Source organism: Bradyrhizobium sp. Y36 (genome assembly GCF_002531575.1).
Classification (GTDB): Bacteria; Pseudomonadota; Alphaproteobacteria; order Rhizobiales; family Xanthobacteraceae; genus Bradyrhizobium.
Genome location: NZ_NWTI01000004.1, coordinates 171,371 through 183,585, shown reverse-complemented (window position 1 = coordinate 183,585; position 12,215 = coordinate 171,371). Strand labels below are relative to the sequence as shown.

13 protein-coding genes are annotated in these 12,215 nt (G+C 64.4%); 9 read left to right on the top strand and 4 right to left on the bottom strand.

The features are described 5' to 3' along the window. The first annotated feature begins 13 nt into the window (after positions 1–13). Entirely contained in the window at positions 14–1,303 is a 1,290-nt protein-coding gene (locus tag CO669_RS09615; RefSeq protein WP_097659570.1) for an MFS transporter, read from the top strand. 61 nt (positions 1,304–1,364) lie between these two features. Here the strand turns inward: CO669_RS09615 and CO669_RS09610 are convergent, their stop codons facing one another. The 4 genes from CO669_RS09610 to fixL form a co-directional block, all read right to left on the bottom strand. Next, positions 1,365–2,060: a helix-turn-helix domain-containing protein gene (locus CO669_RS09610; RefSeq protein ID WP_198963926.1), complete on the bottom strand. Its 696-nt coding sequence runs from the start codon at positions 2,058–2,060 to the stop codon at positions 1,365–1,367. Between the two features lie 183 nt (positions 2,061–2,243). Further along, positions 2,244–2,657 carry a response regulator gene (locus tag CO669_RS09605; RefSeq protein ID WP_097659568.1) on the bottom strand — a complete coding sequence of 138 codons (414 nt, stop codon included), beginning with the start codon at positions 2,655–2,657 and terminating at the stop codon, positions 2,244–2,246. A 73-nt stretch (positions 2,658–2,730) separates the two neighbouring features. Then, on the bottom strand, positions 2,731–3,348 hold the full coding sequence (gene fixJ, locus CO669_RS09600; protein ID WP_097659567.1) for a response regulator FixJ: 618 nt from the start codon (positions 3,346–3,348) through the stop codon (positions 2,731–2,733). A 3-nt stretch (positions 3,349–3,351) separates the two neighbouring features. Beyond that, positions 3,352–4,869 carry a sensor protein FixL gene (gene fixL, locus CO669_RS09595; protein WP_097659566.1) on the bottom strand — a complete coding sequence of 506 codons (1,518 nt, stop codon included), beginning with the start codon at positions 4,867–4,869 and terminating at the stop codon, positions 3,352–3,354. Positions 4,870–5,067: 198 nt separating this feature from the next. Here fixL and CO669_RS09590 point away from each other — a divergent pair, with 198 nt between their 5' ends. The 8 genes from CO669_RS09590 to CO669_RS09555 all read left to right on the top strand — a co-directional run bounded on the left by CO669_RS09590 (position 5,068) and on the right by CO669_RS09555 (position 12,213). Next, on the top strand, positions 5,068–5,901 hold the full coding sequence (locus tag CO669_RS09590) for a universal stress protein (protein WP_097659565.1): 834 nt from the start codon (positions 5,068–5,070) through the stop codon (positions 5,899–5,901). A gap of 34 nt (positions 5,902–5,935) precedes the next feature. Then, positions 5,936–6,361 carry a CBS domain-containing protein gene (locus tag CO669_RS09585; protein WP_097659564.1) on the top strand — a complete coding sequence of 142 codons (426 nt, stop codon included), beginning with the start codon at positions 5,936–5,938 and terminating at the stop codon, positions 6,359–6,361. 306 nt (positions 6,362–6,667) lie between these two features. Then, a complete protein-coding gene (ccoN, locus tag CO669_RS09580; protein ID WP_097659563.1) occupies positions 6,668–8,317 on the top strand; it encodes a cytochrome-c oxidase, cbb3-type subunit I in 1,650 nt (549 codons plus the stop codon). 11 nt (positions 8,318–8,328) lie between these two features. Beyond that, positions 8,329–9,063 carry a cytochrome-c oxidase, cbb3-type subunit II gene (gene ccoO / locus CO669_RS09575; RefSeq protein WP_097659562.1) on the top strand — a complete coding sequence of 245 codons (735 nt, stop codon included), beginning with the start codon at positions 8,329–8,331 and terminating at the stop codon, positions 9,061–9,063. Positions 9,064–9,076: 13 nt separating this feature from the next. Then, the gene (locus CO669_RS09570) at positions 9,077–9,241 is read left to right on the top strand and encodes a cbb3-type cytochrome oxidase subunit 3 (RefSeq protein ID WP_097659561.1); all 165 of its coding nucleotides are present in this window, start codon (positions 9,077–9,079) and stop codon (positions 9,239–9,241) included. Positions 9,242–9,247: 6 nt separating this feature from the next. Next, positions 9,248–10,123 (top strand): cytochrome-c oxidase, cbb3-type subunit III, encoded by an 876-nt coding sequence (gene ccoP / locus CO669_RS09565; protein WP_097659560.1) that lies wholly within the window; start codon positions 9,248–9,250, stop codon positions 10,121–10,123. A 122-nt stretch (positions 10,124–10,245) separates the two neighbouring features. Further along, entirely contained in the window at positions 10,246–11,712 is a 1,467-nt protein-coding gene (ccoG, locus tag CO669_RS09560; RefSeq protein ID WP_097659559.1) for a cytochrome c oxidase accessory protein CcoG, read from the top strand. 15 nt (positions 11,713–11,727) lie between these two features. Further along, positions 11,728–12,213: a FixH family protein gene (locus CO669_RS09555; RefSeq protein ID WP_097659558.1), complete on the top strand. Its 486-nt coding sequence runs from the start codon at positions 11,728–11,730 to the stop codon at positions 12,211–12,213. The last annotated feature ends 2 nt before the right edge of the window (positions 12,214–12,215 follow it).

Here is a 12,215-nt window from a genome sequence, read left to right as displayed (position 1 = left end):
GGGCTGACCGCCTGTGCTGTTGTCGAGGAAGCCGAACCGTGCAGATTGCGAAGGCCGCGTTGAAGGGGGCAACGTCGCCGCGCCACCGGCCGCCGGCATTCCGGCGCCGTCGCGCCAGAGCTTGCGCGGCCTCGATTGGTTCATCTTCTTCCTCGCCGACGTGCAGACCGGATTCGGCCCCTTCATCGCGGTCTATCTGACTACCCAGAAATGGACCCAGGTCGAGATCGGCCTCGTCCTGTCGATCGGCGGCATCGTCGCCCTGATCGGGCAGATGCCGGGCGGCGCGATCATCGATGCCGCGAAATCCGAGCGCCTGGTCGCCGCCCTCGCCATTGCGACCATCGGGGCTTGCGCACTGGCCTATGCCGCGATGCCGATCTTTCCCGTCGTGGTGGCCGCGGCCACCTTGCACGCGGCGGCGAGCTGCGTGCTGGGGCCGGCGATTGCGGCGATCAGCCTTGGCCTCGTCGGTCCGCTCGCGATCGGCGAGCGGCTCGGCCGCAACGCGCGCTTCGCCTCCCTCGGCAACGGCGTCGCGGCGGCGGTGATGGGTACCGCGGGCTATCTGTTGTCGAGCCGCTCGGTGTTCCTGGTCACTTTCCTGCTCGCGATCCCGACCCTGATCGCGCTCTCGTACATCCGCGAAAAGGAAGTCGATATCGCCCGCTGTCACGGCGAGATGCCGCGCGAATCGGCAGATCGCGGCGACACCAACATTTGGCATCTGATCCGGCAGCGTCCGCTGATCGTCTTCGCCCTCAGCGTTCTGCTGTTGCAACTGGCGAACGCTTCCATGATGCCGCTGATGGCAAGCGCGGTGACGGCGCGGTCCGCCCAATGGGCGACGGTGCTCGTCGCCTTTTGCATCGTGGTTCCCCAGGCGATCGTGGCCCTGCTGTCGCCGACGGTGGGGCGCAAGGCGCAGCTCTGGGGCCGACGGCCGCTGTTGCTGATCGGTTTCGGCGCGCTGGCGATTCGCGGCTTGTTGTTCGCAACCGTGCGCGACCCCTATCTCCTGGTGCTCGTGCAAGTGTTTGACGGCATTACCGCAGCGGTATTCGCGGTCATGATTCCGCTGATCGTCGCCGACGTCGCCTTCGGCAGCGGCCATTTCAACCTGGCGCAGGGCATCGTCGGCACCGCGACCGGCATCGGCGCGTCCCTGAGCACGGCGCTCGGCGGCTATGTCAGCGACAAGTTCGGCAACGCGACCGCCTTTATCGGGCTGTCCGGCATTGCCGCGACCGGGCTCCTGCTGATTCTCTTCGTGATGCCGGAGACGCGGCGCACCGTGCGATAGCCGCAAAAGAAAAGGCCGGCCGAAGCGAGTTCGGCCGGCCAAGTCACGGGGGAGAAACCGATCAGGCGTCGAGATGCTGCAGGCGCTGGCGATTGCGCAGCACGATCTGGCGGGCGCCGGAGAAACCGAGAATGCCCTGGGCGTGAAGCTGCGACAGCGCGCGCGACACGGTTTCGAGCGTGAGGCCGAGATAGTCGCCGATGTCGCGGCGGCACATCGGCAGGGCCATCATGCCGGCAACGGCGAGGCGGCGGTCCATTTCGAGCAGGAAGGTCGCAACGCGCTCCATCGCGGTCTTGCGGCCCAGCAGCAGCATGTGGTCTTCGGCATGGCGCAGCTCGCCGGCGGTCATGGCCCAGAGCTTGCGGGCAACCTGCACGTCGGTGCCTGCAGCCTTCTCGAGGCTGGCGCGCTTCACGAGACGGACGGTGGTGTCGATGATGGCTTCGGCAGCAAGGCGGTGAGCGGGACCGGATTCGAGGCCGAACACGTCGCCGGGAAGATGGAAGGCGCCGATCTGGCGGCGGCCGTCGGAGAGGAGCTTGTAGCTGCTCACAGCGCCCGACACGACCTGGTAGACATACTCGGCCGGCTCGTCCTCGCCGTAGATTTCCTCGTCCTTGCGGTAGGAGAATTCCGTGGCGACCAGACCGACGTGGCCCGTGATCGCGCCGAACTGGTCGGTGACGGGATGGGCAGGGGCAATCTTGCCGACAAGGGTGTTGATCGCCTGGGTGTTGATCGTCTGGGTCAGCATCTGCGCCATCTCCGTTGTGATGACGCTTTGGTACGCGGTATCAGGGGCTTCGAAAATTTCGAGCGATATCTTAAGGGGGTTGCCTTACGTAGATGTCCGGAGGCGAGGACCCGATCCGGATCCGCTCGGCCGCGCACGCTCAATGCGTCCGGATCTTCAGAAAAGCCAATATAGAACAAATAGCTAGCGGGGGCGATCCTGGATGGCGCGGCGGATGCGCTTGACCAGATTTTCGTCCAGGAGCGGCTTCAGGACCACGTCCTTGACGCCCGCCGCGGCAGCTCGGGCCGAAATGTTCTCGTCCGGATAGCCGGTGATCAGGATCACGGGCGTGCCGCGATCGGCCTGGCGCAGGCGGTTGGCCAGCTCGATGCCGTTGATGTCGGGCATCTTGTAGTCGATGACGTAGCAGTCCGCTCCGCGCGCGACGCCCGCGTTGAGCAGCGCGGTGCCGCTCCTGAAAGTCCGCACGGCAAAGCCGTCGGTTTCCAGTAGAAACCGCAGAGAGCCCAGAACGGCGGCATCATCATCGACCACGTAGACGGTGGGGAGCGCTGAGGACGACGGCCGCTCATGATGTGAACCGACCTCGATCATCCTGCTTGGCTAGCATAGCATTGGGAAGTGGCCTTGACTTGCCTCAATCCGATTTGCCCAAATCCGATCAGCCTCAGTCGTTGAGCATGCCGGCGCGCATCGCCAGCCGGACCAGCTCCGAAAGGCTGTTGGCCTGCATCTTGGTCATGACGTTGGCCCGATAGACCTCGATGGTGCGCGGGCTGATGTCGTATTCGCGGGCGATCAGCTTGTTGGACAGGCCCGCGATCAGCCCTTCCATGACCTGGCGCTCCCGGGGGCTCAAGGAGGCCACGCGGGCGGCGATGTCCTGCGCGACGGCTTCGTTCTTGGCGGCGGGCTCGGCCTGGCGGATCGCCGACTCGATCATCGCGGTGAGACGGTCGTCATCGAACGGCTTTTCCAGGAAATCGACCGCCCCGAGCTTCATCGCCTCGACCGCGAGCGGCACGTCGCCGTGACCGGTCATGATCAGGATCGGGAATGTGCTTTGCTGCGCCTTCATCCGCTTCAAGAGCTCGATCCCGTCGAGGCCGGGCATGCGCACGTCGGAGACGACGCAGCCGAAGCCGAGGCTGGGCAGGGCATCGAGAAAGGCGAGCGCGTCATCGAACAGCGTGACGCTGAATCCAGCGGAATCGAGCAGAAAATTCAGCGAATCGCGCATCGCGGCGTCGTCGTCGATGACGTAGACATGTCCCTTGGTCGCCATGAATCAGCTTTCGTCGGTTGCCGGCAGAGTGAAGCGGAATGTTGCGCCGCCCGATGCATTGTTCTCGGCCCACATGCGGCCGCCATGAGCCTCGATGATCGAGCGGCTGATGGAGAGCCCAACGCCCATGCCGGTGTCCTTGGTGGTGAAGAAGGTCTGGAACAGGTTTGGAATGACGTCGTCCCGGAAGCCGGTACCGGAGTCGGAGACCTCCACTTCGATCATGTCGTCGCCGACGCGGGTGTTGGCGACGACGAGCTCGCGCTGCTGGGACTGCGCCATCGCCTCCAACGCGTTGCGGAACAGATTGACCAGCACCTGCTGGATCTGCACCCGGTCGGCAAGGACGAGATCGGCGTCGGGATCGAGCCTGAAGCGGAGCTGCACGTTCTGCTCGCGCGCGCCGGCGAGCCCGAGCGCGCCGGCCTCCTCGATCAGCTTGGACAGGCTCTCGACCCGCTTCTCCGATTCGCCGCGGGAGACGAAGTCGCGCAGGCGCCGGATGATCTGGCCGGCGCGCAAGGCCTGCTCCGCTGCGCGATCGAGCGCGCTTTCGACCTTCGGTGAGTTGGGATCGCTGCTGCCGGCGAGCAGGCGCCGCGATCCCTTCATGTAATTGCTGATCGCCGCCAGCGGCTGGTTGAGCTCGTGGGCGAGCGCGGAGGCCATTTCGCCCATCGCGGTCAGCCGCGAGACGTGGACGAGCTCGGATTGCAATTCCTGCAGCCGGGCCTGGGTCTGCTGGTGCTCGGTGAGGTCGCGGACGAAGCCCGTGAAATAGGGTTCGCCGGCGGATTCCATCTCGCCGATCGACAGGTGCATCGGAAAAGTCGTGCCATCGCGGCGCTTGCCGGTCACGATGCGGCCGATGCCGATGATGTGCGGATCGTTCGTGGTGCGGTAACGGGCGATGTAGCCGTCGTGGCGGCTGCGATCGGGCTCCGGCATCAGAATGCTGACATTCTGGCCGATCGCCTCGTGCTCGGACCAGCCGAACAGGCGCTCCGCGGCCGTGCTGAAGAGCTGCATGATGCCGTGACCGTCGATCACGATCATGGCGTCGGGAATGGTGTGGAGAATGGAGCGGAGGTGGGTTTCGCGGGTGCGCAGCGCCTCCTCGACCTGCTTTTCCTCGTCGATGTCGAGAAAGATGCCGCTGAGATGACGGGCCGCGCCGGCTTCGTCCCGAATGACTCCGGCCCGGGCGCGGATCCACTGCCCGCTGCCGGCGGCGTTCGCCACCCTGAAAGACACGTCGAAGCCGCCGCCACGCTCGGAGACGCGCTTGACTGCGCTCTCGACCCGCTCTCGGTCCGGAGGTTGAAGGCGCGACAGAAAGAGCTCGTAGCTCGGCGGCTGATCGGGCTCGACGCCGAGCAAAACCCTGGCGGTGTCGGACCAGTCCAATTCCCGTGTCGCGAGATCGAGATCCCAGGTGCCGACGCCAAACCCTTCGATCCGAACGCGAAAACGTTCGCCCCGACCATCGTCCTGCAAGTGCGTTACGCGGGTCGGCGACAAATGATGCTCCTATCCTGATGGGGCGGCTCCGGACGCGGTTACCACTCCCCCAATGTCGCTCAAGGCCGGGCCGGTGGCAAGTTCCGTCGCTTGCGGATTGACGGCAAGCCGGGCGTCGGCGGCCTTCTTGATCTATCTCATCCCGAAGTGCGGAGGCCGGCGTAGATTTCACCAAGGTTTTTGCACTGGAGAATTCCGATGACATACGCGACGGTGATGGTCAGCCTGGCGCTCGATCAGTCCAACGAGGCGCGTCTTCAGGTTGCCGGTGAGCTTGCCGAGCGATTCGAGGCGGCCATCGTCGGGGTCGCCGCGGCACAGTTCGCACCGCCGCTCTATTTCACCGACGGCGCCGAGGCGCAAGCGCTGATCGACGAAGGCGAAGCCTCGGTCAAGCGGCGGCTGGCCGGCCTCGAGGCGCAATTCCGTGCCGCCACCAGGAATCGCGGGGGACACGCGGAGTGGCGCAGTGCCATGGACTTTCCGGCGCGATTCGCCCTGGCGCAGGCGCGCTGCGCCGACATTGTCGTCAGCGGCGGGCAGAGCCCGGCCTTTTCCGACGCGTTCGCGCTCGCAAGCCCCAAGGATCTGGTGATGCAGGCCGGACGCCCGCTTCTGGTCGTCCCCGACGCGGTCGACTGGCTCGACCTGCGCAGCGTGCTGGTGGCGTGGAAGGACACGCCGGAAGCGCGGCGGGCGGTGGCCGATGCGCTGCCGATGCTGCGCAAGGCGAAGGAGGTCACCATCGCCGCCGTTCCCGAGCGCGACGAGGATCGTGCGGTCGTGACGGCAGGCGTCACCGACGTTGCCGCCTGGCTTGCCCGCCACGGCGTCACCGCGACGGCGCGCATCTGCGAGGGCGGCAGGAACGAAACCGCCGCCGCGCAACTGGAGAAAGTCGCCGGCGACGTCGATGCCGGCCTGATCGTGGCGGGCGCCTATGGTCATTCGAGATTTCGTGAACTGATCCTGGGAGGCGTCACCCAGTATCTGGTCACGCAGACTGCCCGCAGCGTGCTGCTGTCGCACTGACGGCCGGCCGGAATCGGATCGAGGAGGACGCGCCGTGTACAGATTTCTTGAACAGACCGTCGACGGCTACATGACGCGCAACGTCAAGGCGGTGCAGCGCGACCGCGACTTGCTCGAGCTCAGCGAGATGTTCGAGACCGACGACTTCAACTCCTATCCGGTCGAGGACGACGGACAGGTGGTCGGCATCGTCACCAAATTCGACATCCTGAAGTGCTTCGCCTTCACGCCGAGCCAGATGCTGCCTCGCTATCACGACCTGATGAGCCGCAAGGTCGGCGACGTCATGACGCCCGAGTTCATTTATGTCAGCCCCGACACGCGCCTGACACGCGTGCTTCAGATCATGGTCGAGCATCGCATCCGGAGCATCATCGTGCTCGACAGCGCGCAGAAGCTGGTCGGAATCATCGCCCGCGAGGACGTCATCGCAGCACTCCAGGCGACGGCCCGCGACTGACGGATCAGCCCCGATCGCAAGTCCACGCGCAGCCTCCGTGATTCTACGGAGGCTGTTGTCGTCTTGCGCGCGGCGCCGGAACTGTTTCCCCCCCTGATTCCCTGCGGCGAGGCGCGCGCACGAATTTTCCACATGGTTGTTGCCGCCTTCAGAGGCGGCAGGGGCAGGTCAACCGGCCGAAATCCGCAGGGAGCCAGCAAGATCTTAGCCCGCTGCGAAGAACTTAAGTGCCGTTCTTGATTTCAATCAATTCCCGGTGATGGCGAGTGTGGTTCTTGGCGTTGTGTTCTTTCAGAGAGAATCCGCATGAGCCAGCCCTCCATTTCCAAATCCATGACCATCGGTGAAAGCGGCCTGGCTGTCGTGTTCGCAGTCACCGCCTTCCTTTGCGTAATCGCTTCGGCCAAGGCGCTCGACGCGCCTTTCGCCTTCCATGCCGCGCTCAGCGCGGCGGCGAGCCTGGCGGCGGTGTTCGTCATCATCAACCGCTACCTCGATCGCCCGGCGGCGCTGCCGCCGCAGGAGATCAACGGGCGCCCCAACTACAACATGGGGCCGATCAAGTTCTCCTCCTTCATGGCGATGTTCTGGGGCATTGCCGGCTTCCTCGTCGGCCTCCTCATCGCCTCGCAGCTGGCCTGGCCCGCGCTGAACCTCGATCTGCCCTGGACCAGCTTCGGCCGCCTGCGGCCGTTACACACCTCGGCCGTGATCTTCGCCTTCGGCGGCAACGTTCTCATCGCCACCTCCTTCTACGTGGTGCAGAAGTCCTGCCGCGCGCGCCTCGCCGGTGACCTCGCGCCGTGGTTCGTCGTGGTCGGCTACAATTTCTTCATCCTGATCGCGGGCACCGGCTATCTGCTCGGTGTCACCCAGTCGAAGGAATATGCCGAGCCGGAATGGTACGCCGATTTGTGGCTGACCATCGTCTGGGTCGCCTACCTGCTCGTCTTCCTTGCCACTGTCATCAAGCGCAAGGAGCCGCACATCTTCGTCGCGAACTGGTTCTATCTCGCCTTTATCGTGACGATCGCGGTCCTGCATCTCGGCAACAACCCGGCGCTTCCCGTCTCGGTGTTCGGCTCGAAGTCCTATGTCGCCTGGGGCGGCATCCAGGACGCCATGTTCCAGTGGTGGTACGGCCACAACGCGGTCGGCTTCTTCCTGACCGCCGGCTTCCTCGCCATCATGTACTACTTCATTCCCAAGCGTGCCGAGCGGCCGATCTATTCCTACCGGCTGTCGATCATCCACTTCTGGGCGCTGATCTTCCTCTACATCTGGGCAGGTCCCCACCATCTGCACTACACGGCGCTGCCTGACTGGACCCAGACGCTGGGCATGACCTTCTCGATCATGCTGTGGATGCCCTCCTGGGGCGGCATGATCAACGGCCTGATGACGCTGTCGGGCGCCTGGGACAAGCTGCGCACCGATCCCGTGCTGCGCATGCTCGTGGTCTCCGTCGCCTTCTACGGCATGTCGACCTTCGAAGGTCCGATGATGTCGATCAAGGTGGTCAACTCGCTCAGCCACTACACCGACTGGACCATCGGCCACGTGCATTCCGGCGCGCTCGGCTGGGTCGGCTTCGTCTCCTTCGGCGCGCTCTACTGCCTGGTGCCGTGGGCCTGGAATCGCAAGGGCCTCTACAGCCTGAAGCTCGTCAACTGGCACTTCTGGGTCGCGACCCTCGGCATCGTCCTCTACATCTCGGCGATGTGGGTGTCCGGCATCCTCCAGGGCCTGATGTGGCGCGCCTACACCTCGCTCGGCTTCCTCGAATATTCCTTCATCGAAACCGTCGAGGCGATGCATCCCTTCTACATCATCCGCGCCGCCGGCGGCGGCCTGTTCCTGATCGGCTCGCTGATCATGGCCTACAATCTCTGGATGACCGTTCGCGTCGGCGAGGCGGAAGTCCAGATGCCCGTCGCTCTTCAGCCGGCGGAATGAGGAGCAAAGCAATGTCGTTCTGGACACGCCATCAAGTCTTCGAAAAGAACTCGATCATCCTGATCGTCGGCATCCTGCTGGTGATCGCGATCGGCGGTCTCGTCGAGATCACCCCGCTGTTCTACCTCAAGAGCACGATCGAGAAGGTCGACGGGGTCAGGCCCTATACCCCGCTGGAGCTCGCGGGCCGCAACGTCTACGTCCGCGAGGGCTGCTATCTCTGCCACTCGCAGATGGTCCGCCCCCTGCGCGACGAGGTCGAGCGCTACGGCCACTTCTCGCTCGCCGCCGAGAGCATGTTCGACCACCCGTTCCAGTGGGGCTCCAAGCGCACCGGTCCTGATCTCGCCCGCGTCGGCGCCAAATATTCCGACGACTGGCACGTGACCCATCTGACCAACCCGCGCGCCATCGTGCCGCAGTCGGTGATGCCGGGCTATTCGTTCCTCAGCCAGAACGAGGTCGATCCGGACACGATCGCCGACCATATGCGTACGCTGAGGACCGTCGGTGTGCCCTATACGGACGACCAGATCGCAAGTGCCAGCACGGATATGAAGGCCCAGGCCGATCCGGAAAACGCCGGCACCGACGCCTTCAACAAGCGCTACGCCAAGGCCGCCGTGCGCAACTTCGACGGCAAGACCGGTGCGCCGACCGAGATGGATGCGCTGATCGCGTACCTGCAGATGCTCGGCACGCTGGTCGACTTCAAGATCTACAACGAGAAAGCCAATCTTCGCTGAGAAGGCATGAACGATGAAAGCTATCCTGACAGTCCATAATCTAGCGTCAGAGCTCGTGACGACGATCTGGACGCCGGTGTTCGTCGCGATCTTTCTCGCGATCATCGCCTACGCATTTTGGCCCCGTAACAAGCCTGTTTTCGATGAAGCAGCGCACCTGCCCTTGCGGGAGGAGTGAGAGACCATGACCGATCATCATAGCGACATCGATGCCGTCTCCGGCAAGTCCACCACCGGGCACGAGTGGGACGGCATCAAGGAGCTCAACACGCCGCTGCCGCGCTGGTGGGTAATCTGCTTCTACCTCACCATCGTCTGGTCGATCGGCTACTGGATCGTCTATCCGGCCTGGCCGCTGATCTCCAGCAACACCACGGGCATGTTCGGCTACTCCTCGCGCGCCGACGTCGCGGTCGAGCTCGCCAATCTCGAGAAGATCCGCGGTGACAAGATGGTGGCGTTGGGCGCGGCTTCGCTCGCCGACATCGAGAAGGACCCGGCCTTGCTGGCGCTCGCCCGCGCCAAGGGCAAGACCGTGTTCGGCGACAATTGTGCGCCCTGCCACGGCTCCGGCGCTGCCGGCGCCAAGGGCTATCCGAACCTGAACGACGACGACTGGCTGTGGGGCGGCACGCTCGACCAGATCATGCAGACCATCCAGTTCGGCGCGCGTTCCGGCCACGCCAAGACCCATGAGGGCCAGATGCTCGCCTTCGGCAAGGACGGCGTGCTGAAGCCGGACGAGATCGTCACGGTCGCTAACTACGTGCGGTCGCTGTCGGGCTTGTCGACCCGGAGCGGTTTCGACGCCGCCAAGGGCGAGAAGATCTTCGCGGAGAACTGCGTCGCCTGCCACGGCGACGGCGGCAAGGGCAACCAGGAGATGGGTGCACCGAACCTGACCGACAAGATCTGGCTCTACGGCTCCGACGAAGCGGCTTTGATCGAGACCATCAGCCAAGGCCGCGCCGGCGTGATGCCGGCTTGGGAAGGGCGGCTCGATCCCGCCACCATCAAGGCGATGGCTGTCTACGTCCACTCGCTGGGCGGCGGAAAATAGCAGGTCGGCGGCTCAAGGAATTCAGACGGGGGTGAACAAAAGTGCCCCCGTTTGAGCTGGATCAACTGACGCGGCGATGTCGGGTCTAGGTTTAATCGCACCTCTTTTAGAAGTTCCAAGCGATGAACAAGACCGTGAACCCGAACGAACTCAAGCCTGCGGACGACGTCGGGCCGCTCTATGCGGCCCGCAAGAAGGTCTATCCGCAGAGCGTGTCCGGCACCTTCCGCCGGATCAAATGGGGCCTGATGGCGATCTGCCTCGGCGTCTATTATTTCCTGCCGTTCGTTCGCTGGAACCGTGGCCTCGGCGCCCCCAGCCAAGCCGTGCTGATCGACCTGCCCAACAGCCGCTTCTATTTCTTCTTCATCGAGCTGTGGCCGCAGGAAGTCTACTATTTCACCGGTCTTCTGATCGTCGCCGCGGTCGCGCTGTTCCTGATGAACTCGGTTGGCGGCCGCATCTGGTGCGGCTATCTCTGTCCGCAAACCGTCTGGACCGATCTGTTCTATGCTGTCGAGCGCCTCATCGAGGGTGACCGGCGCGAGCGGATGAAGAAGGACAAATCGTCCGATCCGATGAAGCTCGAGCGGATCTCCGAGATCGTGCTCAAGCATTCGATCTGGCTCATGATTGCCTGGTGGACCGGCGGCGCCTGGGTGCTCTACTTCAACGACGCGCCGACCCTGGTGAAGGAGCTCGTCACCTTCCAGGGGCCGATGATCGCCTATATCTGGATCGGCATCCTCACCGCGACGACCTACGTCCTCGCCGGCTACATGCGCGAGCAGGTCTGCACCTATATGTGCCCGTGGCCGCGCATCCAGGCCGCGCTCACCGACGAATGGGCGCTCAACGTCACCTATCGCTACGACCGCGGCGAGAAGCGTACCTCGGTCAAGAAGGCCGCCGAGCTGCGCGCGCTCGGCCAACAGGTCGGCGACTGCGTCGATTGCTACCAGTGCGTCGCGGTCTGCCCGACCGGCATCGACATCCGCAACGGACCGCAGATGGAATGCATCCAGTGCGGCCTCTGCATCGACGCCTGCGACAACGTGATGGCCAAGATCGGCCGCCCGAAGCGGCTGATCGGCTACGACAACGACATCAACATCCACCGCCGCCAGGAAGGCAAGGCGCCGATCTACCGGATCGTCCGGCCCCGCACCATCGTCTACAGCGCGATCATCGCCGCGATCGGCGGCTTCATGGTCTACATGCTCGCAACCCGCAGCCTGCTCGATGTCAACGTGCTGCATGACCGCAATCCGGTCGCGGTCAAGCTCAGCGACGGCTCGATCCGCAACGCCTACACCGTGCGGCTGCTGAACAAGAGCGGATACGATCGCGCCATCGCCATCGACGTGGAGGGGCCGGTCAATCCCACGATGCACGTCGTCGGCGCCGACTCGGTGACGCCGGACCGGCCGATCATCGTGATCCCGCGCGATTCCACCAGCGAGTTGCGGCTGCTCGTCACCGCGCCGGCCGAAAACAATCCGGAGAAGTCGATTCCGGTCCGCTTCCACGTGATGGACATCGGACTGGGCGTCGCGGCGAGCGCCACCGACAATTTCGTCGCGCCGTAAATCCAGGAGACCGTCATGTCATCCAAGCCGCTGACCGGAACCAAGGTCTTCATGATGCTGGTCGCTTTCTTCGGCCTCGTGATCGGCGTCAACGTCACGATGATGAAGCTGGCGATCGCGACGCTGCCCGGCACCGACGTCGACAGCCCCTATGCTGCCGGCCTGACCTACGACCGCGAGATCTCCGCGGCGCAGGACCAGGCCGCGCGCAAATGGAAGGTCAACGCACATATCGAGCGCCGCAACGACGGCCGCGCGGTAGTCCAGGTCGAGGCGCGCGATGCCGGCGGCCAGCCGATCGCCGGGCTGAAATTCGCCGGGCGCCTGGAGCGGCCGACCGACAAGCGCGCAGATCTCGCCGTCGAGCTCTCCGAAGCCGGCAACGGCCTCTATCGCGGCGATACCGCATCCGTCGCGCCGGGTCAGTGGGACCTGGTGATCGAAGGCGAGGCGCGGGGCACGCGCGTGTTCTTGTCGCGCAACCGCGTGATCCTGAACTGAAG

Excerpts from the sequence above, each read along its gene's own strand:
- ccoN (WP_097659563.1), top strand. The coding sequence starts at position 6,668 with ATGAGCCAGCCCTCCATTTCCAAATCCATGACCATCGGTGAAAGCGGC.
- CO669_RS09605 (WP_097659568.1), bottom strand. The coding sequence starts at position 2,657 with ATGATCGAGGTCGGTTCACATCATGAGCGGCCGTCGTCCTCAGCGCTC.
- ccoO (WP_097659562.1), top strand. The coding sequence starts at position 8,329 with ATGTCGTTCTGGACACGCCATCAAGTCTTCGAAAAGAACTCGATCATC.
- ccoP (WP_097659560.1), top strand. The coding sequence starts at position 9,248 with ATGACCGATCATCATAGCGACATCGATGCCGTCTCCGGCAAGTCCACC.
- CO669_RS09610 (WP_198963926.1), bottom strand. The coding sequence starts at position 2,060 with ATGCTGACCCAGACGATCAACACCCAGGCGATCAACACCCTTGTCGGC.
- ccoG (WP_097659559.1), top strand. The coding sequence starts at position 10,246 with ATGAACAAGACCGTGAACCCGAACGAACTCAAGCCTGCGGACGACGTC.
- CO669_RS09590 (WP_097659565.1), top strand. The coding sequence starts at position 5,068 with ATGACATACGCGACGGTGATGGTCAGCCTGGCGCTCGATCAGTCCAAC.
- CO669_RS09555 (WP_097659558.1), top strand. The coding sequence starts at position 11,728 with ATGTCATCCAAGCCGCTGACCGGAACCAAGGTCTTCATGATGCTGGTC.
- CO669_RS09570 (WP_097659561.1), top strand. The coding sequence starts at position 9,077 with ATGAAAGCTATCCTGACAGTCCATAATCTAGCGTCAGAGCTCGTGACG.
- fixJ (WP_097659567.1), bottom strand. The coding sequence starts at position 3,348 with ATGGCGACCAAGGGACATGTCTACGTCATCGACGACGACGCCGCGATG.